The 21,047-nt window shown below is 67.6% G+C and carries 24 protein-coding genes and 1 other RNA gene; 19 read left to right on the forward strand and 6 right to left on the reverse strand.

What is annotated here, in order from left to right; genetic code table 11:
• Window positions 1–14 precede the first annotated feature (14 nt).
• Window positions 15–1,094: a selenide, water dikinase SelD gene (gene selD / locus ACZK2G_RS17655; RefSeq protein WP_478473993.1), complete on the forward strand. Its 1,080-nt coding sequence runs from the start codon at window positions 15–17 to the stop codon at window positions 1,092–1,094.
• Window positions 1,095–1,151: 57 nt separating this feature from the next.
• Here selD and ACZK2G_RS17660 read toward each other — a convergent pair whose 3' ends face one another.
• A complete protein-coding gene (locus ACZK2G_RS17660; protein WP_046986673.1) occupies window positions 1,152–2,012 on the reverse strand; it encodes a YicC/YloC family endoribonuclease in 861 nt (286 codons plus the stop codon).
• 124 nt (window positions 2,013–2,136) lie between these two features.
• Between ACZK2G_RS17660 and rph the strand changes: the two genes are divergently transcribed.
• From rph to pepQ, 7 genes are all read left to right on the forward strand, one after another.
• Window positions 2,137–2,862, forward strand: a complete 726-nt coding sequence (gene rph / locus ACZK2G_RS17665) for a ribonuclease PH (RefSeq protein ID WP_012512000.1) — start codon at window positions 2,137–2,139, stop codon at window positions 2,860–2,862.
• Window positions 2,859–3,248, forward strand: a complete 390-nt coding sequence (locus ACZK2G_RS17670) for a VOC family protein (protein WP_046986671.1) — start codon at window positions 2,859–2,861, stop codon at window positions 3,246–3,248. Before rph ends, ACZK2G_RS17670 begins: the two co-directional genes overlap by 4 nt.
• Window positions 3,245–3,841, forward strand: coding sequence for an RdgB/HAM1 family non-canonical purine NTP pyrophosphatase (rdgB, locus tag ACZK2G_RS17675; RefSeq protein ID WP_136640010.1), 597 nt, complete (start codon window positions 3,245–3,247; stop codon window positions 3,839–3,841). Before ACZK2G_RS17670 ends, rdgB begins: the two co-directional genes overlap by 4 nt.
• Before the next feature lie 56 nt (window positions 3,842–3,897).
• Window positions 3,898–5,124 (forward strand): radical SAM family heme chaperone HemW, encoded by a 1,227-nt coding sequence (gene hemW, locus ACZK2G_RS17680; protein WP_046986669.1) that lies wholly within the window; start codon window positions 3,898–3,900, stop codon window positions 5,122–5,124.
• A 202-nt stretch (window positions 5,125–5,326) separates the two neighbouring features.
• Window positions 5,327–7,609 (forward strand): DUF1631 family protein, encoded by a 2,283-nt coding sequence (locus tag ACZK2G_RS17685; RefSeq protein ID WP_046986668.1) that lies wholly within the window; start codon window positions 5,327–5,329, stop codon window positions 7,607–7,609.
• Window positions 7,606–7,980 (forward strand): PilZ domain-containing protein, encoded by a 375-nt coding sequence (locus ACZK2G_RS17690; RefSeq protein ID WP_046986667.1) that lies wholly within the window; start codon window positions 7,606–7,608, stop codon window positions 7,978–7,980. Before ACZK2G_RS17685 ends, ACZK2G_RS17690 begins: the two co-directional genes overlap by 4 nt.
• 75 nt (window positions 7,981–8,055) lie before the next feature.
• A complete protein-coding gene (pepQ, locus tag ACZK2G_RS17695) occupies window positions 8,056–9,387 on the forward strand; it encodes a Xaa-Pro dipeptidase (RefSeq protein ID WP_478473996.1) in 1,332 nt (443 codons plus the stop codon).
• Between the two features lie 496 nt (window positions 9,388–9,883).
• Here the strand turns inward: pepQ and ACZK2G_RS17700 are convergent, their stop codons facing one another.
• Both ACZK2G_RS17700 and ACZK2G_RS17705 read right to left on the reverse strand, forming a co-directional pair.
• Window positions 9,884–11,206, reverse strand: a complete 1,323-nt coding sequence (locus tag ACZK2G_RS17700; protein WP_478475598.1) for an aminopeptidase P N-terminal domain-containing protein — start codon at window positions 11,204–11,206, stop codon at window positions 9,884–9,886.
• A 5-nt stretch (window positions 11,207–11,211) separates the two neighbouring features.
• Window positions 11,212–11,760, reverse strand: a complete 549-nt coding sequence (locus tag ACZK2G_RS17705; protein WP_478473998.1) for a UPF0149 family protein — start codon at window positions 11,758–11,760, stop codon at window positions 11,212–11,214.
• A gap of 154 nt (window positions 11,761–11,914) precedes the next feature.
• Between ACZK2G_RS17705 and ACZK2G_RS17710 the strand changes: the two genes are divergently transcribed.
• The 8 genes from ACZK2G_RS17710 (at window position 11,915) to ACZK2G_RS17745 (ending at window position 16,143) form a co-directional block, all read left to right on the forward strand.
• Window positions 11,915–12,136 carry a TIGR02449 family protein gene (locus ACZK2G_RS17710; protein WP_005410898.1) on the forward strand — a complete coding sequence of 74 codons (222 nt, stop codon included), beginning with the start codon at window positions 11,915–11,917 and terminating at the stop codon, window positions 12,134–12,136.
• Window positions 12,133–12,429 carry a cell division protein ZapA gene (locus tag ACZK2G_RS17715; protein WP_006467013.1) on the forward strand — a complete coding sequence of 99 codons (297 nt, stop codon included), beginning with the start codon at window positions 12,133–12,135 and terminating at the stop codon, window positions 12,427–12,429. Before ACZK2G_RS17710 ends, ACZK2G_RS17715 begins: the two co-directional genes overlap by 4 nt.
• A gap of 97 nt (window positions 12,430–12,526) precedes the next feature.
• Window positions 12,527–12,712: non-coding RNA, 6S RNA (ssrS, locus tag ACZK2G_RS17720), on the forward strand.
• Window positions 12,713–12,795: 83 nt separating this feature from the next.
• A complete protein-coding gene (locus ACZK2G_RS17725) occupies window positions 12,796–13,389 on the forward strand; it encodes a 5-formyltetrahydrofolate cyclo-ligase (protein ID WP_046988282.1) in 594 nt (197 codons plus the stop codon).
• Window positions 13,386–13,865, forward strand: a complete 480-nt coding sequence (locus tag ACZK2G_RS17730; RefSeq protein ID WP_012512007.1) for an EVE domain-containing protein — start codon at window positions 13,386–13,388, stop codon at window positions 13,863–13,865. The genes ACZK2G_RS17725 and ACZK2G_RS17730 overlap by 4 nt, the downstream gene beginning before the upstream one ends.
• Before the next feature lie 22 nt (window positions 13,866–13,887).
• Complete coding sequence (rpiA, locus tag ACZK2G_RS17735) at window positions 13,888–14,535, forward strand: ribose-5-phosphate isomerase RpiA (RefSeq protein ID WP_046988281.1); 648 nt, start codon at window positions 13,888–13,890, stop codon at window positions 14,533–14,535.
• A gap of 20 nt (window positions 14,536–14,555) precedes the next feature.
• Window positions 14,556–14,999, forward strand: coding sequence for a DUF192 domain-containing protein (locus ACZK2G_RS17740; RefSeq protein WP_046988280.1), 444 nt, complete (start codon window positions 14,556–14,558; stop codon window positions 14,997–14,999).
• A 298-nt stretch (window positions 15,000–15,297) separates the two neighbouring features.
• A complete protein-coding gene (locus ACZK2G_RS17745) occupies window positions 15,298–16,143 on the forward strand; it encodes a SirB1 family protein (RefSeq protein WP_010484022.1) in 846 nt (281 codons plus the stop codon).
• Window positions 16,144–16,214: 71 nt separating this feature from the next.
• On the opposite strand, the gene ACZK2G_RS17750 is transcribed toward ACZK2G_RS17745, so the two are convergent.
• Window positions 16,215–16,439 carry a rubredoxin gene (locus tag ACZK2G_RS17750; RefSeq protein WP_014038358.1) on the reverse strand — a complete coding sequence of 75 codons (225 nt, stop codon included), beginning with the start codon at window positions 16,437–16,439 and terminating at the stop codon, window positions 16,215–16,217.
• A gap of 34 nt (window positions 16,440–16,473) precedes the next feature.
• Here ACZK2G_RS17750 and thiE point away from each other — a divergent pair, with 34 nt between their 5' ends.
• Both thiE and hemL read left to right on the forward strand, forming a co-directional pair.
• Window positions 16,474–17,100, forward strand: a complete 627-nt coding sequence (gene thiE, locus ACZK2G_RS17755) for a thiamine phosphate synthase (protein WP_046983016.1) — start codon at window positions 16,474–16,476, stop codon at window positions 17,098–17,100.
• Window positions 17,101–17,116: 16 nt separating this feature from the next.
• Window positions 17,117–18,406, forward strand: a complete 1,290-nt coding sequence (gene hemL, locus ACZK2G_RS17760; RefSeq protein WP_046983017.1) for a glutamate-1-semialdehyde 2,1-aminomutase — start codon at window positions 17,117–17,119, stop codon at window positions 18,404–18,406.
• A 141-nt stretch (window positions 18,407–18,547) separates the two neighbouring features.
• On the opposite strand, the gene azu is transcribed toward hemL, so the two are convergent.
• Complete coding sequence (gene azu, locus ACZK2G_RS17765; RefSeq protein ID WP_478474000.1) at window positions 18,548–18,997, reverse strand: azurin; 450 nt, start codon at window positions 18,995–18,997, stop codon at window positions 18,548–18,550.
• Between the two features lie 123 nt (window positions 18,998–19,120).
• On the opposite strand from azu, the gene ACZK2G_RS17770 reads away from it, so the two are divergent.
• Window positions 19,121–19,732, forward strand: coding sequence for an HAD-IA family hydrolase (locus tag ACZK2G_RS17770; RefSeq protein ID WP_478474002.1), 612 nt, complete (start codon window positions 19,121–19,123; stop codon window positions 19,730–19,732).
• A 51-nt stretch (window positions 19,733–19,783) separates the two neighbouring features.
• On the opposite strand, the gene ACZK2G_RS17775 is transcribed toward ACZK2G_RS17770, so the two are convergent.
• A complete protein-coding gene (locus tag ACZK2G_RS17775) occupies window positions 19,784–21,010 on the reverse strand; it encodes an acetylornithine transaminase (protein ID WP_006467246.1) in 1,227 nt (408 codons plus the stop codon).
• Window positions 21,011–21,047: the final 37 nt, after the last annotated feature.

The raw sequence follows: 21,047 nt of genomic DNA on the forward strand, positions 1-21,047 counted from the left end.
CAGGAGATGTCGGCATGGCCACGCACGTGCAGTCCCCCGCTCCTTCAACGGCCGATGCCCCGCAACGACTGACGTCTCTCGCGCATGGCGGTGGCTGCGGCTGCAAGATCGCGCCAGGCGTGCTGACCGAACTGTTGCGCGGGGTTCCCGCACTTCCCGCACCGGCCGAACTGTTGGTCGGCCGCGAGACCAGCGATGATGCCGCGGTGTACCGCCTGGATGACCATCAGGCGATCGTCGCCACCACCGACTTCTTCATGCCGATCGTCGACGACCCGTTCGACTTCGGTCGCATCGCTGCCACCAACGCATTGTCGGATCTGTACGCAATGGGCGCGCGGCCGCTGTTCGCGCTGGCCATCGTCGGCATGCCGATCAATACCCTGCCGCAGGACACCATCCGCGGCATCCTGCAGGGCGGCGAACGCGCCTGCGCCGACGCCGGCATCGTGGTCGCTGGTGGCCACAGCATCGATTCGGTTGAACCCATCTATGGCCTGGCCGCGATCGGCGTGCTCGACCCGCAACGACTCAAGCGCAATGCCGATGCCCGCCCCGGCGATGTGCTGGTGCTGGGCAAGCCGTTGGGCGTGGGCGTGTATTCGTCGGCACTGAAGAAGGAAGTGCTGGATGCCGAGGGCTACCGGCAGATGATCGAGTCGACCACCCGCCTGAACGCCGTGGGCGTGCCGATGGCCGCGCTGGACGGCGTGCATGCCATGACCGACGTCACCGGCTTCGGCCTGCTCGGCCACCTGCTGGAAGTGTGCCGCGCCAGTGGTGTCGCTGCCGAGGTGGACAGTGCACGGGTGCCGCTGCTGCCGCAGACCCTGGACCTGCTGCAACGTGGCTGCGTGACCGGCGCCTCCAACCGCAACTGGGCCTCGTATGGCGCCGAGGTGCGCTTCGCCGAGGGCTTGGCCGCCCACTGGCAGCCACTGCTGACCGACCCGCAGACCAGCGGCGGCCTGCTGGTGTCCTGTGCCCCAGAAGCGGTGGATGCGGTGCTGGCCTGCTTCCGCGATGCGGGGTTCGGCCAGGCGGCCGTGGTGGGGCGGTTGAGTGCGGGAACACGGGGTGTCAGCGTGCGCTGATGCGCTGAAACGACAAGGGCGCCCGAAGGCGCCCCTGCTGTATCACTGGATGCAACATCACTCGATGTTCTGCACCTGTTCGCGGATCTGGTCGATCAGCACCTTCAGCTCCACCGCCGCATTGGACGTACGGCTGTCCACCGACTTGGACCCCAGCGTATTGGCTTCGCGATTGAACTCCTGCAGCAGGAAGTCCAGGCGGCGGCCGACCGGCTCGCGCTGCTTGAGCACGCGGCGGATCTCGACAATGTGGCTGCCCAGCCGGTCCAGTTCTTCATCCACGTCCAGCTTCTGCAGCCACAGCACCAGTTCCTGCTCGGCACGACCCGGGTCGACCGGGTGCGGCAGGTCGGCCAGTCGGGCGGCCAGCTTGGCGCGCTGGCCGTCGCGAATGGCCGGAATCAGGGTGCGCACTTCCGTTGCAATGCGCTCGATGCCGTCCACGCGCTCGCTGATGGCCGCGGACAACTTGCTGCCTTCACGCTCGCGGGCCTCGACGAAGCCGTCCAGCACCTGGTCCAGCAGGGCCAGTGCCTCTGCCTGCAGGGCAGCGGCATCGGTGGCCTCGCCACGGGTGACGCCCGGCAGCTGCAGCAGATCGGTAAAGCTGACCTGCAGGTTGGGGAAATCGGAGGTCAGGCGGTGCGCCAGGCGACCCAGCTGGCCCAGCAGGGCCTCGTCCACCTGCAGGTTGGCGGCGGCTTCCGGCGCGCGCAGGCGCATCACCAGATCCAGCTTGCCGCGGCTCAGGCGTGCGGCAATGCGCTCGCGCAGCTGCGGTTCCAGCGCCCGCAGTTCATCGGGCAGGCGCGTACCAACCTCCAGGAAGCGGTGGTTGACCGAGCGCAGCTCGCAGCCCAGCGTGCCCCACGGGGTGACCCGCTCGCCGCCGGCGTAGGCGGTCATGCTTCGAATCATGGATTGTGTCCGGTGCGTGCAAAGGGGGAATGGTACCCTAGCGCCCTCACCAGAGCCCCCTTGCCCGCCCCGTGAAGGCCGCGGGCGTGGCGGCGTACTCCCTCGCCATTACGGAACCCGCACCATGTCCGATTCCCGCCCCAGCGGCCGCCAGCCCGACCAGCTCCGCCCGGTCGTCATCCAACGCGGCTTCACCCGCCACGCCGAAGGTTCGGTGCTGGTGTGCTTCGGTGAAACCCGCGTGCTGTGCACCGCCAGCGTCGAGAACCGCGTGCCGGGCTTCCTGCGTGGCAAGGGCGAAGGCTGGGTCACCGCCGAATACGGCATGCTGCCGCGCGCCACCCACACCCGCAGTGACCGTGAAGCGGCCCGTGGCAAGCAGGGCGGCCGCACGCTGGAGATCCAGCGCCTGATCGGCCGCAGCCTGCGCGCCTGCGTGGACCGCAACGCGCTGGGCGAACGCACCATCACCCTGGATTGCGATGTGCTGCAGGCCGATGGCGGCACCCGCACCGCCGCCATCACCGGCGCCTACGTGGCCCTGGTCGATGCGGTGAACGTGCTGATGAAGCGCGGCGACATCAAGCGCAACCCGATCCTGGGCGCGGTGGCCGCCGTGTCGGTGGGCGTCTACCGCGGCACCCCGGTGCTGGACCTGGACTACGCTGAAGACAGCGACTGCGACACCGACATGAACGTGGTGATGAACGACGGCGGTGGCTTCATCGAACTGCAGGGCACCGCCGAAGGCCATGCCTTCCGTCGCGATGAACTGGATGCGCTGCTGGGCCTGGCCGAAAAGGGCGTGCGCGAGCTGCTGGACGCGCAGCAGGCGGCACTGTCGGCATGAAGCGGCGTCTTGCCCTGACCACGCTGGTGGTGGCCGACTACGACGAAGCCATTGCCTGGTACACCGGCAAGCTCGGCTTCGCGCTGCTGGAAGACATCGACCAGGGCCACAAGCGCTGGGTGGTGGTCGGTCCGTCCGACGGCAACGCCGCCGCCCTGCTGCTGGCACGCGCCAGCGATGAGGAACAGCGCAGCCGCATCGGCAACCAGACCGGTGGCCGCGTCGCCTTCTTCCTCAACACCGACGACTTCCACCGCGACCACGCGGCAATGCTGGCCGCTGGTGTCGAGTTCCTGGAAGCGCCGCGCGAAGAACCCTATGCAACGGTGGCGGTGTTCCGCGACCTGTATGGCAACACCTGGGACCTGCTGGAGCCACGTCAATGAAGAAACTGGTACTGGCCAGCCACAACGCCGGCAAACTGGTGGAGATGCGGGAGATCCTCGCCGACCTGCCGCTGCAGATCACCTCGGCCGCCGAGCTGGGCCTGGGCGACGTGGAAGAGACCGGCCTGACCTTCGTCGAGAACGCGCTGCTGAAGGCGCGCGCAGCCTGCGAAGCCACCGGCCTGCCGGCGCTGGCCGATGATTCGGGCCTGATCGTCGATGCCCTCGGCGGTGCACCGGGCCTGTACAGCGCGCGCTATGCCGGCCACCCGACCGACGCCGCAGCCAACAATGCCAAGCTGCTGGAGGCAATGGCGGACATTCCCGATGGCCAGCGCGACGCCCGCTTCTATGCGGTGATCGTGCTGCTGCGTCACGCCACCGACCCGCAGCCGTTGATCTGTGAAGGCCGTTGGGAGGGGCAGATCATCCGCGAACTGCGTGGCACGAATGGTTTCGGCTACAACCCGGTGTTCCTGGATACCACCCACGGCCTGACTGCCGCGGAGATGGAGCCGGCCCTGAAAAACGCCATCAGCCACCGTGCGCTCGCCCTGCAGCAGCTCAAGCAGCAGCTGGCGACCTGGCTTTGACGCCTTACTGATTCCCCAGGGAAGCCGGCCAGCGGCCGGCACTACCGAAGAAACCTATGCCGCACGCCCACGATCACTGCAACCACCTGCCCGGCGAAGCCTGCTCCGCTGACCACGACAGCCCGCCGCGACTGGTGCCGCCGCCGCTGTCGCTGTACGTGCACCTGCCGTGGTGCGTGCGCAAATGCCCGTACTGCGATTTCAATTCGCACCAGGCCAAGGGCGAACTGCCGTTCGACGCCTACATCGACGCACTGCTGCGCGATCTCGACCAGGATCTGCCGCTGGTCTGGGGCCGGGTGGTGCACAGCGTGTTCTTCGGCGGCGGCACGCCCAGCCTGTTCCCGCCGGAAGCGATCGACCGCTTCCTGCAGCAGGCCAGCGCGCGCCTGCGCTTCGCGCCCAATGCCGAAATCACCCTGGAAACCAACCCGGGCACCGCCGAGCATGGCCGCTTCGACCGTTACCGCGCGGCCGGCGTGAACCGCCTCAGCTTCGGCATCCAGAGTTTCGACGATGCGATGCTCAAGCGCCTGGGCCGCATCCATGACAGCGGCGAGGCCGAACGCGCCGTGAAAATGGCGCAGGACGCGGGCTATGACAACTTCAACATCGACCTGATGTACGCGCTGCCGGAACAGACCCTGGCCGGTGCCGAGGCCGACCTGGAACGTGCGTTCGCGCTGCAGCCGGCGCACATCTCGCATTACCAGCTGACGCTGGAACCGAACACGGTGTTCTTCGCACGACCGCCGCAGGGCATTCCCGACGAAGACAACGCCTGGGACATGCAGGAGCACTGCCAGGCGCTGCTGGCGCAGGCCGGCTTCGGCCAGTACGAGGTGAGCGCCTACGCCCGACCCGGCCGGCAGAGTGCGCACAACCTGAACTACTGGCGCTTCGGCGACTATCTCGGCATCGGTGCCGGCGCGCACGGCAAGATCAGCTCCGGTGCAGAGGAACACGTGCTGCGGCGCTGGAAACTCAAGCATCCGCAGGCCTACCTGGACAGCGCGGGCACGCCAGCCTCGTTCGGCGGTGACGAGGTGATCGCACCCGAGCGGCTGCCCTTCGAATACATGCTGAACCTGCTGCGCCTGCATGAAGGCTTTGGACTGCGCGATTTCGAGTCGCGCACCGGGCTGCCACGCAGCGTGCTCGATGCACCGCTGGCCGAGGCCGTGCAGCGCGGCTGGCTGGACGTGACCAATGGCCATGTGCAGCCGACCGAACTGGGCCGGCGCTTCACCAACGATGTGGTGAGCCTGTTCCTGGAGGAATGAGCTTCCTGGAGTAATGGGTAGTGCCGGCCGCTGGCCGGCAATCCGGTAAAGACAGAGTTGCCGGCCAGTGACCGGCACTACCGTTCATCCGCCGGGTGGTGCCTGGCGAACGGGATGCACATTCACCCTAAAGTAGCGCCGACAGCGGCCGACACGGTAGATTCACCAGATCGATCCGCGGGAATCCGGGTACCGCCTGCCGATGTCAGCTGTCTTTTCCATCACCCCTGCCGACAAAGCCCGCCTGGCCGCAAGCGACCTGCCACCGCGGGTGCGCGAACTGCTGGGCGCGTTGATCGGCCTGTGCCGGCAAACGCTGGCCGCGCCGCTGATCCTGACCGTCGAAGCACTGGAGCAGACCCTGCTGCACGACGCCGACCGTGCGCGCAATCCGCAGCAGCAATCTGAACTGATGGCCCAGCGCGGCCAGCTGCACACCTTCTCCGGTCACTTCGCCGACCGCATGCTCGATGCCGTTGCCGACGCACTGGCACGCCTGCGCGAGCCGCCCACCGGCGCCACGACCAGCGCGGCTCCGCCGCCGCTGCCGGGCATGCTGGGGCTGTCACTGGTAGCCGAGCATGACGTCGACCGCGACCTGCTGCTGACCGAGATGGTGCGGCGGGAAACCCTGCGTTCGACCAACACGCTGAACCTGCTGGGCCAACGCCTGGGCGTGCTGGCCGCAGCGCCGGCTTTCGAAGCCGACACCCTGCCACTGGCGCCGCAGGCGCTGTGCGCGATGGTGCGCAGACTGGCCGAACAGGATGCGCTTGGCGCCGAGGTGCAGCTGGCGCTTTACCGCAGCTTTGAACGGCAGGTGCTGGAGCGGCTGGGCGATGTACTCGACCGCGCCAATGCACTGCTGGCCCAGCACGGCGTGCTGCCGGGGCTGGTCTACACCCCCTATCTGGCGCGTTCCTCGAGCACGCGGCGGATCATCACCCAGTCGGTAGGTGGCGGCCGCACCACGCAGCCTGCCAAACGTGCCGCTGCGCCCCTGACCGGCTGGAACGGTTCGGCCCCTTCGGGCTCCTGGTCGAGCCTGGTACAGGACGCCTTCAACGAGGGCGGCGCTGCCGGCCCCGCCGCCACGCCGGGACTGACCACGTCCACCGGCAGCGCACTGCATGAGCTGTTGCAGCAGGCACGCCATGCCAGCGCCGCACCCGCGGACAGCAATGCCGTACCCAGCGCTGCGGTGGACGCCGTACTCGCGCGCCTGCAGGCCCAGTCCAGTTCCGCCACCGGCGTGGCCGACCTGCAGGCCGCCGTTGTCGCCCAACTGCGCAGCGAACACGGCGCGCAGGCCCAGTTGGGCAGCCATGACCGCGACAACCTCGACCTGCTGCGCATGCTGATGCAGCAGGTGCAGCAGCAACAGCGCCCCGACCCGGTACCCGCCGCCCTGCTGGCGCGCCTGCAGGTACCGCTGGCGCGGGCTGCGATGGCCGACCCGGGCTTCTTCGTACGCGACGAACATCCCGCGCGCGAGCTGCTCAACCAGATCGCCGAAGTCGGTGCCAACTGGCTGGGCGACGATGATGTCGACCCGCAGCTGCTGCAGCGCATGGCGCAGAGCGTGCAGGGCCTGCTTGGACAGGATGCACGCGCGCCGGAAGCCTTCGCCGCTGCCAATGAAGATGTGCAGCAGCACCAGCGTGCCGCCGCGCATCGTGCCGAACTGGCCGAGCGCCGCCACGTGGAAGCCGCACGCGGCAAGGAACGGCTGGAACTGGCCCGGCGCCAGGCCAGCGCCCGCATCGATCAGTGCTGCGATGCGCAGGAGCCACCGCGATTCGTGCAGACCCTGTTGCGCCAGGCCTGGGCCGATGCCCTGACCCTGACCCGGCTGCGCCATGGCGACGACTCGCCGCAGTGGCAGGAGCGCCTGCAGCAGACCCAACGCATCGCCGCGGTGACCGCACAGCCGGTGGGTGCCGCTGCCGGCACCGATACGGTACTGGCCGCCGAGGTCGAAGCGGCCTTGCTGCAGGTTGGTTACCACGCCGAGGAAGCTGCTGCCGTCGCCCGTCGCCTGGCCACGCCCGGTGGTGAGGATGACAGCACCTCGCGTACCGAACTGAGCGCTCGCCTGAAGGCGCGCGCACGCCTGGGTGAACATGCCGGCACGACTGCCGGTACCGCGGCGACCGCACCGCGCAACAGTGCAGAAGAAGCGGCATACCAGCAGCTGTCGACGCTGCCGTTCGGCAGCTGGTTCGATATCGGCAACGACGACGGCACGCTGCGCCGCCAGCGACTGTCCTGGTACAGCCTGCTGACTGGCCACGCGCTGCTGGTCAACGCACGCGGGCAGAAGATCGCCGACACCGACCTGGATACGCTGGCCCGGCAGATCAGCGCTGGCCATGCGCAACTGGTCACCGAGGACAAGGGCCGGCTGGTCGACCGCGCCTGGCAGGCCAGCCTTGGTGCATTGCGCGCACTGGCCGCTGATCGCACGCAGGAGACCCACGCATGAAACCCGTCCCACCGCAGGACACGCGCCGCGCACCGCGCCGCCAAGTCTCGGACCTGGTGCCGGTCACCGACCAGATGCGCGAATGCGTGGTCGGCCGGCTCGGTAATGTCTCCGAGACCGGCATGCTGATGCTGGCCAGCGCCCCGCTGCGCGAAGATGCGCTGTACCAGCTGCGCTTCCCGCTGCCGATGGGTGATGGTCGCCAGGAAGCGATCGACGTCGGCGTGCATCTGCTGTGGAGCGAGCCGGCGCACGCGCCCGGGCAGAGCTGGACCGGCTTCCGCTTCCTGACCCTGTCACGCGAACATCGGCAGCTGCTGCGCCAATGGGTAGGCGAGGACAGCGACGAGGGACCGGTTTCGACGGCCTGAGTGCCGGTTCCGGCACAGCGGTTTTTCGCGGTATGCGGCAGAATCTAGGGCCGTTTTCCGTGTCGAGCCACCGCAATGATCCAGCAAGACCCCGGCGCCCTGTATTCCGACCACCTGGCCGTGCTGTGCCGACGCGCCGAACAGGCGCTGGCCCGCGGCAGCCTCGACCATCTGGTGGTGCCCAGCGGCACCCTGCACTACCAGGTGTTCGACGACCGCGACTACCCGTACGCGGTGAACCCGCAGTTCAAGGCCTGGCTGCCGCTGACCCGCGTGCCCAACAGCTGGATCGTGTTCACCCCCGGCAAGCGCCCGGCGGTGATTTTCCACCAGCCGTTCGATTACTGGCACGTGGTACCGGACGCACCCAGCGGCTGGTGGGTGGAGCACTTCGACATCCACATCATCCGCAAGCCCGAAGAGGCGCTGGCGCTGCTGCCGGCCGACCCGTCGCGCTGCGCGATCCTCGGCGAGCCGCAGAGCGCGCTGGGCAGTTACGTGCCGAACAACCCGGCACCGGTGGTGAACTACCTGGAATGGCACCGCGGCAGCAAGACGCCGTATGAAATCGCGTTGATGCGCCAGGCGCAGGTGCTGGGCGTGCGTGGCCACCGCGCCGCCGAAGCCGCGTTCCGCAACGGCGCCGACGAGTTCAGCATCCACATGGCGTACTGCCAGGCCGTGGGCCAGGATGCCACCGAGCTGCCGTACGGCAACATCGTGGCGCTGAACGAACACGCCGCCGTGCTGCATTACACCGAGCTGGGCCGCAAGGCGCCGCAGCCGCTGCGCAGCTTCCTGATCGATGCCGGCGCCAGCGCGCACGGCTACGCCAGCGACATCACCCGTACCTACGCCGCACACGGCCACGACGAGTTCGCGGCGATGATCGCTGCCGTCGATGCCGCGCAGCAGCAGATGTGCGCGGCGGTGCGCCCGGGCTTCGACTACAAGCAGCTGCACGTGGACGCGCATCTTTCGCTGATGGGCGTGCTGAAGGACTTCGGCGTGATCAAGGTCTCGCCGCAGACCGCACTGGAAACCGGCGTCAGCGCCGCGTTCTTCCCGCACGGCATCGGCCACCTGATCGGCCTGCAGGTACACGACGTGGCCGGTTTCGCGGCCAGCGATGAAGGCGGCCGCATCGAGCGCCCGGCCGGCCACCCGTACCTGCGCCTGACCCGCGTGCTGGAACCGGGCATGGTGGTGACCATCGAACCCGGCCTGTACTTCATCGACATGCTGTTGAATGAAGTAAAGGACGCCGGCCATGGCGATGCGATCAACTGGGAGCGGGTGGACTTCTTCCGTCCGTACGGCGGCATCCGCATCGAAGACGAAGTGCTGTGCACCGAGGGCGAAGCGGACAATCTGACGCGGCCGGAGTTTGCGGCGGCCAACGGCTGAGCCCCTCGTGGTTGGTCGCTGAAATCAAAAGCCGCGCTTGGCGGGGCGGGGTGGGGTCGCGGGGGACGCCGTGAATCCATCCCTGGAGGCTTGGCCGCGGCATCCATGCCGCGGACACCCCCGCGAACCCACCCCGCCCCACCTCTGACAGTTTCCTGCGCGCGTTCAACCACGGAAAAGAAAAAAGAAAAGCAAAAGCGGGTCGCTCGCTGCGCTCGCTCTGTGTCGACCAAGGTCGACACCTACCAATCGTCGTTCGTTCCAACAACCGCCGTTACCGACAGCCGCGTGAACCTGTCGAAGGCGGGGCACTGTGGGCTTGCGGGGTGTGAGCGGCATGGATGCCGCGACCAAGCCTCCAGGGATGGATTCACGGCGTCCCCGCAATCCCACAGTGCCCCGCCATCCCACGGATAGCCCGCTTTGGTCTTGGCATTGGCTTTGGCCTTGGCTGTTGCCTCTGCGGGTGCAGGGCTGCAAGCCCTGCCGAAACCCCTTACCCCGCCATCACCGCTTCGATCTCGTCGGCGCTGCGCGCCAGGCCCTCGGTCAGCACGCGATGGCCGTCATCGGTGATCAGCACATCGTCCTCGGTGCGGATGCCGATACCGCGCCAGCGCGGTTCCACCGTCGAGTCGTCCACGCCGATGTACAGCCCCGGCTCGATGGTGAACGCCATGCCCGGCTCCAGCAGGCGCGAATCGCCGGCCAGGCGGTAGTCGCCCACGTCGTGCACGTCCATGCCGATCCAGTGCCCGGTCTTGTGCCGGTAGAAGCGCTGGTACAGGCCCTCGGACAGGTTCTTTTCCAGCGTGCCCTTCAGCAGGCCCAGCCGCAGCAGGCCTTCGGTCAGGGTCTGCACCGCCGCCAGGTGGCCCATCTCATAGGCCACGCCCGGCTTGGCCTGGGCCAGTGCCGCGGCCTGTGCATCACCGACCAGGTCGTGCAGCGCGCGCTGTTCGGCACTGAAGCGGCCATTCACCGGGAACGTGCGGGTGATGTCGCTGGCATAGCCACGGTACTCGGCACCGGCATCGATCAGCACCAGTTCGCCGTCACGCGAACGCGCGTTGTTGTCGCGGTAATGCAGGATGCAACCGTTGCGGCCGGCACCGACAATGCTGCAGTACGCCGGCACCGCATCGTTGGCACGGAACACCCGTTCCAGTTCGGCCTGCAGTTCGTACTCGTGGATGCCCGCCTTCGCTGCCTTCATCGCCGCCAGGTGCGCGCGCACGCTGATCTGCGCGGCATGGTGCATCAGCGCCACTTCCGAACCGGACTTGAACAGGCGCTGCTCGTGCAGCAGATGGCCCAGCTCCAGGAACTCATGCGGCGGTTGCGCGCCGTGGCGCACCTGCGAACGAACACGGTTGACCCAGCCGATCAGCTTCAGGTCGAAGTCGGCATCGCGGCCGAAGTGGTAATAGACGCGCGAACGCCCTTCCAGCAGGCCCGGCAGGATCTCGTCCAGATCATCGATCGGATAGGCATCGTCCATGCCGTACTGCGCCACCGCGCCTTCCTGGCCGGCACGGCCACCGTCCCAGGCTTCGCGCTCGGCGTCGCGCTCGCGGCAGAACAGGATCGCCTCGCCATGGCGGCGACCGGGAATCAGCACCAGCACCGCTTCCGGTTCCGGGAAGCCACTCAGGTACTGGAAGTCCGAATCCTGCCGGAACGGGTAATGGGTATCCAGGCTGCGCACCTTCTCGGCCGCGGCGGGCAGCACCAGGATCGCGTCCTCGCCGGCCATGTCCATCAGCTGGCGGCGGCGACGCTTGTACTCGCCGGCCGCGATGCCGGTGCGCTGCTTGATATCCATCAATTCAGCCGCTGCCGATGGCGCGAGGCCAGCACCACGTCACCGTGCAGCAGCAACACCGCCACGCGGATGAACTCCTCGATCTCCGACAATGCTTCGTCGTCATCGTCACCACCGGCCTCGAAATCCTCGCTGGAGGCGCGGGCCAGGCTGGCCATGTCGTTCAACGCTTCTTCGCCCTCTTCGGACAGCGCCGGGCGATGGCCGCCACTGCCCAGGCCGAAGCCGCCGAGGAAGCTGCGGGTCCAGGCGAACATGGCATCGGCCTGCGCGGCCACGTCGTCGTCGTCGGTCAGCAGCAGCTCGAAGGCGAAGTCGCGGTCTTCCAGCTGCTTGATGGTGGCCTGCAGCAGCTGAGCCAGCACGCTGTCGGCGGCCACCGGGGCCAGATTGTCGTCGGCCAGCACGCGCGCCGGCCAGTCATTGCCGGGGGCGCCGCCAGCGGCCAGCCAGCCACACAGCGCACCGTGGAGCTCGGCAGCGGTGGCACCCAGGCCCAGCGCCTGGCTGGCGCGGGAAACGTCGTCGACGGAGGGAAGTTCGGTCATCGTGCGGCTCGTTCGGATAAGGAAACCAGGAGCGCGCACGCGCGCGCCCGTGAGACCGCCTAGTGTAGCAACCTGACGGTCTCCTCCCCGTGGCCGCCGGGCCTTGCTGCGACAGCGCTTGACCGCCCTTGCCCCGCTTGCCTATCGTGCCCGCATGGAACCCGCCGATCCCCTTGCCCAGCTGCAGGACTTCGCCGCCCGCGTGGAAGCGTTGCTTGAACGCAACCAGCGGCTGGCCGAGGAGAACCGCAGCCTGCGCCACCAGCAGGAACAACTGGTGGCCGAGCGCTCCACGCTGCTGGCCAAGAACGAACAGGCGCGCTCGCGGGTGGAAGCAATGATCAGCCGGCTCAAATCCCTGGAGCAGCACACATGAGCGCCGAACCGGTCAGTGTCCGCATCCTCGATCGTGAATACACCGTGGGTGTCGGCGGTGATGAACGCGACAGCCTGATGGCGGCCGCGCGCCTGCTCGATGCGCGCATGCGCGAGATCCGCGGCAGCAACCGCATGGCTGCGGTGGACCGCGTGGCCGTGCTGGCCGCGCTGAACCTGGCCCACGAACTGCAGCTGCTGCGCGACGAGAACGCCCGCCAGGCGGTGGCGCTGCAGCAGACGCTGGCCGACCTGAACCGGCGCCTGGACCGTGCGATTGACGGCGGTGCGTGAGAAACGCGCATAACGCGTCTTCTCATATCTGAATTGGCACGGACTGTTGCCGACGAACGGCCTATCCAGATCCTGTGTGCTGGCTATAATGGCCACGCGTTCTCTGCGGTACTCGACGGCATGTGCAAACATTCGCCTTGTCCCTTAAGAACGACACCGGGAGCGCGACAGCGCCGGGAGTGCAGGTCCGCCTTGTAGCGGGAAGCCCGATGGTTCTCCAGCGTTCCCACTTGAGCCCCCGGGTTCAAGGTCGTTTCGCATGCATCGACATTGCGGAGAATGCAATATTCCAGCAAGGGCGGCGTCTTCGGGCGTCGCCCTTGTTCTTTCCGGCACAATGACGGCTGATCCTTGCCGCACGCTGCCATGACCGACCCGCGCCAGGCCCTGCGCCACGACCTGCGGCAACGCCGCCGCGACCTTTCCGCCGGTGAGCGCATCGCCGCCGCCGAATCCCTCGCCGATGCCCTGCTGGCCCTGCCCTTCGCCCCGCGCAAAGGTACGGTGGCCGGCTACTGGGCGCTGGATGGCGAAATCGCCCTGCACCGGTGGCAGTTGCAGCTACCCGACACACTGACCTACTGCCTGCCGATTCTGGCAGGCGACACGCTGCGCTTCGCGCCGTGGCGGCCCGGACAACCGCTGACCAGCAACCGTTACGGCATCCCCGAGCCGGATGTAGCCGTGGAAGACACCCTGGAACCGGCGCAGATGGCGCTGGTGGTCACCCCGCTGGTGGGATTCGACACACAGTGCCGACGGCTGGGCATGGGGGGCGGCTGGTATGATCGCAGCTTCGCCTTCCGCCACGACCGGCCGGCGCCGCCCTGGCTGGTCGGCGCGGCGTTCGCGGTGCAGCAGGTCGAGTCCTTGCCGGTGGCGTCGTGGGACGTGCCGGTGGATGCGATCTGCACCGAAGACGGCACCCTGTTCCCCTCCGCTGCCCCCGTGAACGCATGACCGCCCGCAAGCGCTACTGGCTGATGAAGTCCGAACCGGACGCCTTCTCCATCGATGACCTGGCCAAGGTCAAGGTCGAACCCTGGAACGGGGTGCGCAACTACCAGGCGCGCAACTTCATGCGCGATGGCATGCAGGTGGGCGACGGCATCCTGTTCTACCACTCCAATACCAAGGTGCCGGGCATCGTCGGCCTGGCCACGGTGGCCAGCACGGCCTACCCGGACGACACCCAGTTCGACCCGAAATCCGACTACCACGACCCCAAGAGCACGCGCGAGAACCCGCGCTGGATGCTGGTGGACGTGGCCTTCGACCGCAAGCTCAAGCAGGTGATCGCGCTGGACGAGATCAAGCTGCACGCCGAAGCGCTGGGCGAAGGCTTCCCGCTGGTTGCCAAGGGCAACCGCCTGTCGGTGTTTCCGGTGACCGCTGCGCAGTGGAAGCTGCTGCTGTCGCTGGAAAAGAAATCCTGATTCCCTGCCTGAGAGTTCTCCCATGTCCGAAGCCAAGCGCCTGGCCGCCGAGAAAGCCATCGAGTACGTTGAAGACGGCATGATCGTCGGTGTCGGCACCGGTTCCACCGTGGCCTATTTCATCGATGCCCTGGCCCGCATCCAGCACCGCATCAAGGGCGCCGTGTCCAGCTCCGAACAGAGCACCGCGCGCCTGAAGCAGCACGGCATCGAGGTGATCGAGCTGAACCACAGCGGCAACCTGTCGCTGTACGTGGACGGCGCCGATGAGTGCGATGCCAACAAGTGCCTGATCAAGGGCGGCGGTGCCGCGCTGACCCGCGAGAAGATCATCGCCGAGGCCAGCGAGCGCTTCATCTGCATCGTCGACCCGAGCAAGCAGGTGCCGGTGCTGGGCAGATTCCCGCTGCCGGTGGAGGTGATTCCGATGGCGCGCAGCCTGATCGCCCGCCAGATCCGCGACATGACCGGCGGCCAGCCGACCTGGCGCGAAGGCGTGGTGACCGACAACGGCAACCAGATCCTGGACATCCACAACCTGCAGATCACCGATCCGGAAAAGCTGGAGCGCGAGCTCAACCAGCTGCCGGGCGTGGTCTGCGTCGGCCTGTTCGCGCGCCGTCGCGCCGATGTGGTGATCGTCGGCGGCGAGCCGCCGGTCGTGCTCTGACCTTTGCAAGGATCCTGACGATGTCACTGTTGCGTTCGCTGCTGATGCTTCCGCTGCTGGCCCTGGCCGGCTGCGCCACCGATGCGGCCCGCCACTGGGTCGAGCTGGATGGTGCGCGCTACCAGGTAGAGCTGGCCACCAACGATGAAACCCGCGCGCGCGGACTGATGTTCCGCGACCAGATGGCCGCTGACCACGGCATGTTGTTCATCCACGACCGCGAAGAAATGCAGGCGTACTGGATGAAGAACACCAAGCTTGCGCTGGACATCCTGTACTTCGACAGCGAGCGCAAGCTGGTCAGCCAGCAGCGCGATGTGCCGCCGTGCTCGGCCGGGGACATGTGCCCGCCCTACCCCAGCGGAGGCCCGGCGCGCTATGTGCTGGAGCTCAATGCCGGCCAGGCGGAGAAACTCAAGCTGAAGGACGGCACTGAGCTGACCTTCGGCCCGGGCATCGAGTAACAGGGTTCTGCCGGGCTGCGCCCGGCACCCGCCGAATCAACATCAAAGGCAAAAGCTGGGCTACCGAGGGATGGCGGGGCGGTGTGGGCCTGCAGGACACGCCGTAAACCCATCCCTGGGGGCTCGTAGGCACCATCCATGGCGCCTGCGGCCCTGCAAGCCCACACCGCCCCGCCTCTGACAGTTGGCCGGCGGCTGTTGGCAGGTGTCGACCTTGATCGACACGACAGTTCCAAGACGATGTTCTTTTCACGCGGCACCGCTTGAAACCGCCTGCGAATGACGCCAGTCTGTGGTCATGCAGGACCGGATCTCACTCCCCGACTGGGATGCACTGGCCGACCTCGAAGACGAGGCGCTGCCACTGTTGCCGACCGCGCTGCTGATCGCGCGCGACGAATACCCCGATCTGCAGCCGTCCACGTACGACGCGCTGATCCAGAGCCACGTCGATCACCTCCGCTCGGAAGTGGACAGCATCGACAACAGCCCGCTGAAGATGGCGGCGATCAACCGCCACCTGTTCGACGAGCTGGGCTACAGCGGCGACCACGACGAGTACTACGACCCGCGCAACAGCTACCTCAACCAGGTATTCGAGCGCCGCCTGGGCAACCCGATCTCGCTGGCGCTGGTGCAGATGGAAGTCGCGCGCCGGCTGGGAATCCCGCTGGATGGCGTGTCCTTCCCCGGGCACTTCCTGGTGCGCCTGCCGGTGGACGACGGCGTGCTGGTGATGGACCCGTTCAATGGCGGCCGCCCGCTGGACGTGGACGAACTGCGCGAGCGGGCCAAGTCACACCTGGGCGGGCAGATGCCCGACGACCAGGTGCTGGCGCAGATCCTCGACCCGGCCCCTGCGCGCGCGATCCTGATGCGGATGCTGCGCAACCTGCACGGCGTGTATGCCGAAGCGGGCGAATGGGATCGCGCCGCACGCAGTGCCGACCGCCTGCTGAAACTGGCCCCGGAGCAGGACGACGCGCTGCGTGATCGCGGCCTGGCCTACCTGCAGCTGGAATACCTGGCCGGTGCCCGCCATGACCTGGGGCAGTACCTGAAGCGCAACCCGGAAGCCAGCGATGCGCAGTGGCTGCGCGAGAAGCTGATCGACCTGGGTGGGCCGGTGCCGCGGCTGCATTGAGGTTGTCCGGTGTGCGGACCAACGGTCCGCACCCACCGGTAGCGCCGGGCCATGCCCGGCGGCCATTGCAATCAATCGACCTCGACCATCTCGAAATCGGCCTTGGTCACCCCGCAGTCCGGGCAGGTCCAGGTCTCGGGAATGTCTTCCCAGCGCGTCCCCGGCGCGATGCCCTCTTCCGGCAAGCCTTCCGCTTCGCTGTAAAGAAAGCCGCAGACCACGCACATCCAGGTACGCAAGGTGGTGGGGGTGGCGTCGCTCATCGGATAATCAGGGCTGGATTCACGGGCCGCCATTGTCCCATCGCGGCCCACTCACCGGTAGCCATCGATGACTTCTGCTTCCCCGGCGCCCCGCGGCGTCTACCTGATCACCCCGGACGAGCCCGATACCGCGCGCCTGCTGGCCCGCACCGCGCCGCTGCTGGCCGCCGGCGCCACCTGGCTGCAGTACCGCAACAAGACCGCCAGCGACGCGCTGCGACTGGAGCAGGCCAACGCGCTGCAGGCGCTGTGCGCGGAGCACGGCGTGCCGCTGATCGTCAACGACGACCCGGCGCTGGCCAAGGCGGTCGGCGCCGCCGGCGTGCATCTGGGCGGCACCGATGGCGACATCCCCAGCGCGCGCGCCCTGCTCGGCGCGGACGCCATCATCGGCGCGTCCTGCTACGACCAGCTGGCCAATGCCGAGAAGGCCGTGGCCGCCGGTGCCAGTTACGTGGCCTTCGGCGCGTTCTTCCCGACCACCACCAAGGTCACCAGCAGCCGCGCCCACACCGACCTGCTGCGGCAAAGCGCCGCACTGGGCGTGCCACGGGTGGCGATCGGCGGGCTGACGCCGGACAATGTCGGTCCCATCATCGACGCCGGCGCCGATCTGGTCGCCGTGGTCAGCAGCGTGTTCGCCGCCGAAGACCCGGTGGCGACCCAGCGCGCCTACCTCGCCCAGTTCGCGTAATGCCCAGGAAATCCGCATGAACCACGACCAGTCCCACGCCTTGTTCTCCCGCGCCCAGCAGCTGCTGCCGGGCGGCGTCAATTCGCCGGTGCGCGCGTTCAAGTCGGTCGGCGGCGAGCCGTTCTTCGTCGAGCGCGCCGACGGTGCCTACCTGTACGACGTCGACGGCAACCGCTACATCGACTACGTAGGCTCCTGGGGCCCGATGATCGTCGGCCACAACCACACGGCGGTGCGCCAAGCGGTGAAGAAGGCGATCGACAATGGCCTGTCCTTCGGCGCGCCCTGTGCGGCCGAAGTGACCATGGCTGAGACCATCACCCGCCTGGTGCCGTCCTGCGAGATGGTGCGCATGGTCAACTCGGGCACCGAGGCCACGCTGTCGGCCATCCGCCTGGCCCGTGGCGCCACCGGCCGCAACCGCATCGTCAAGTTCGAGGGCTGCTACCACGGCCATGGCGATTCGTTCCTGGTCAAGGCCGGCAGCGGCATGCTGACCCTGGGCGTGCCAACCTCACCGGGCGTGCCGGCCGGCCTGAGCGAACTGACCCTGACCTTGCCCTACAACGACTTCGAAGCGGCCACCGCGCTGTTCGAGCAGCAGGGCGACGACATCGCCGGCCTTATCATCGAACCGGTGGTTGGCAATGCCAACTGCATCCCGCCGCGCGACGGCTACCTGCAGCACCTGCGCGAACTGTGCACGAAGCACGGCACGCTGCTGATCTTCGACGAAGTGATGACCGGCTTCCGCGTCGCCCTCGGCGGTGCACAGGCGCATTACGGCATCACCCCGGACCTGACCACCTTCGGCAAGATCATCGGCGGCGGCATGCCGGTGGGCGCCTACGGCGGCCGCCGCGAGCTGATGCAGCAGATCGCACCAGCCGGCCCGATCTACCAGGCCGGTACGCTGAGCGGCAACCCGGTGGCGATGGCCGCCGGCCTGGCGATGCTGGAGCTGATCCAGCAACCAGGTTTCCACGCCGACCTGGCCGAGCGCACCGCGCGCCTGTGTGCCGGCCTGGAAGCGGCCGCCGCCGAAGCCGGCGTGGCCGTGACCACCACCTGCGTGGGCGCCATGTTCGGCCTGTTCTTCACCAGCGAGAAGGTGGAGACCTATGCGCAGGCCACCGCCTGTGACATCCCGGCGTTCAACCGCTTCTTCCACGCGATGCTGGACCAGGGCGTGTTCCTCGCACCGTCGGCGTACGAAGCCGGCTTCCTGTCCAGCGCGCACGATGATGCGGTGATCGAAGCGACGCTGGCCGCTGCGCGCGTGGCGTTCAAGGCCGCCAAGGGCTGAGCCCTGCTCTGGCAGGTGCCAACCTTGGTTGGCACTGCCGCATCTGGTAGGTGCCAACCTTGGTTGGCACTGCCGCATCTGGTAGGTGCCAACCTTGGTTGGCACGGAGCAGTCGAGCATGGCTCGACTCTACATAAGGCATCAACCGAAGACGAACTTGCCCTTCATCATCGCGAAGTGGCCGGGGAACGAGCAGAAGAAGGTGTAGTCGCCCCCCTTCTGCAGCCCCTGGGTAGAGAAGCGCACGCGCGTGGTTTCGCCGCCGCCGATCACCTTGGTGTGTGCCAGCACACGCTTGTCGGCCTTCGGCAGGTAGCTGTCGGCCAAGGCCATGCGCATGCCCGCCATTGCCACCGGCTGGTAGTCGGCGCTGCGGGTCAGCACCCAGTTGTGGCCCATCGCGGTAGCGGCCAGCTTGCCGGTGTGGCGCAGGGTCAGGTCGACGGCGGTGCAGTCGGCCGCCACCTTGATCTCGCGGCTGCTGAAGCTCATCTGGTCAGTGCTGTCGATGCTGACCGCACATACCCGCGCCATCGCCGACGGCGCCAGCATCAGCGCGCCCAGTCCCACTGCCACCATCCAAGCCTTCATCGTTGCATCTCCTGCGGATTCAAGCGCCATTCTAGGCAGGCGCCTGCGGCCCCGTCTGCGACCGTCTGTCGCATGACTGGTCCAGGGTTTCCCGCGTGTTCACTGCAATGGCATGCTCGGCCAATGCGGATCGACCTGTTGCTGCTGGATGTGGATGGCGTGCTGGTGCAGTACCAGCGCGCGCAGCGCGTGCTGCACTTGGCCGAGGCGCTGGATGTCGCGCCGGAAACCGTGCAGGCCGCGCTGTACGACTGCGGGCTGGAGGCGCAGCACGACTGCGGCGTACTGGATGGCCCCACCTATCTGGCGCAGCTGAGCAGACAGCTGGGCCGCACCGTCGATATGCACACTTGGATCGCTGCGCGACAGGCCGCCAGCCATCCACAGCCGGCCGTGCTGCAGCGGCTGCAGAGGCTGCAGACACTGCAGCTACCGATGGCGGTGCTGACCAACAATGGCGCACTGATGCAGCAGGCCTTGCCCACCCTGCTACCGGAACTGTTCCCTGCGCTGCAGGGCCGCGTGTTCTGCAGCGCGGATTTCGGTCTGCGCAAACCGGCGCCCGCGGTGTTCCTGCGCACGCTGGAAGCACTGGACGTGGCGCCTGCGCACACGCTGTTCGTCGATGATCTGTTCGCCAACGTGCGCGGCGCACGCGCCGCCGGCCTGCACGCGGAAACCGTGCGCGATGGCCGTGGGTTGGGCAAGGTGTTGAAGCGTTACCAGATTGCGTGAACCAATGTAGAGCCGAGCCCATGCTCGGCTCTATAGTTATCGCCGCTGGCTTCAGCGCGCGGCGATGAACGCAGCAATCGCTGCGCGCAGGCGCTTGAGGCCTTCGGCCACTTCTTCGTCGGTGATGTTCAGCGACGGTACGAAGCGCAGCACGTCCGGGCCTGCCTGCAGGGTCAGCAGGCCCTGCTCGGCAGCGTGATCGAGGATCGCACCAGCCTGGCCGGCAAAGTCCTTGCTCAGCACCGCGCCCAGCATCAGGCCCCGGCCACGCACGTCGCTGAACACGCCGAACTCGTCGTTGATGCGGGCGAAGCCATCGCGCAGCGCCTTCGACTGGCGGCTGACGTTGGCGGCGATCTCCGCCGAGGCGAGCTTGCGCAGCGCCACACGCGCGACGGCGGCAGCCAGCGGATTGCCACCGAAGGTGGTGCCGTGCGCGCCAAACTGCATGGTTTCAGCGACCTTGGGGCCGGCCAGCATCGCGCCGATCGGGAAGCCACCGCCCAGCGCCTTGGCCAGGGTGACCATGTCCGGCACCACGTCGTCCTGCCAGTGCGCGAACAGCGTGCCGGTGCGGCCCATGCCGGCCTGGATCTCGTCCAGCACCAGCAGTGCGTTGTGCTGGTCGCACAGTTCGCGCACGCGCTTGAGGAAACCGGACTTGGCCGGCATCACGCCGCCCTCGCCCTGGATCGGTTCCAGCATCACCGCCGCCACGTCGCCGGCGGCCATCGCGGTTTCCAGCTGCACCTCATCGTTGAAATCGATGTAGCGGAAGCCACCGGGCAGCGGCTCGTAACCTTCCTGGTACTTCGGCTGCGCAGTCGCGGTGACCGCGCCCATGGTGCGGCCGTGGAAGCTGCCACGGAAGGTGATGATCACCCGCTTGTCGGCCGGGCGGCCCTGGCTGGAGGCCCATTTGCGGACCATCTTGATCGCCACTTCGTTGGCTTCGGCGCCGGAGTTGCACAGGAACACGCGCTCGGCGAAGCGGCTGGCCTTCACCAGTTCCTCGGCCAGGTGCAGCGGCGGTGCGCTGTAGAACACGTTGCTGGTGTGCCACAGCTTGCCGGCCTGCTCGACCAGTGCGGCGACCAGGTCCGGATCGTTGTGGCCCAGGCCGCACACGGCGATGCCGGCGGCCAGGTCGATGAACTCACGGCCCTGGCTGTCCCACACGCGGGCGCCCTGGCCCCGCTCCAGTACCACCTGGCGGGGCTTGTAGACCGGCAGGTAATAGTGCGAAAGGGAGATCAGCGGATCGGTAGCGGCGGTCATGGCAGTCGGCAGGGTTCAGGAATCCCCATTCTCGCGC

It is taken from the genome of Stenotrophomonas sp. 107298_Sma (assembly GCF_056480345.1).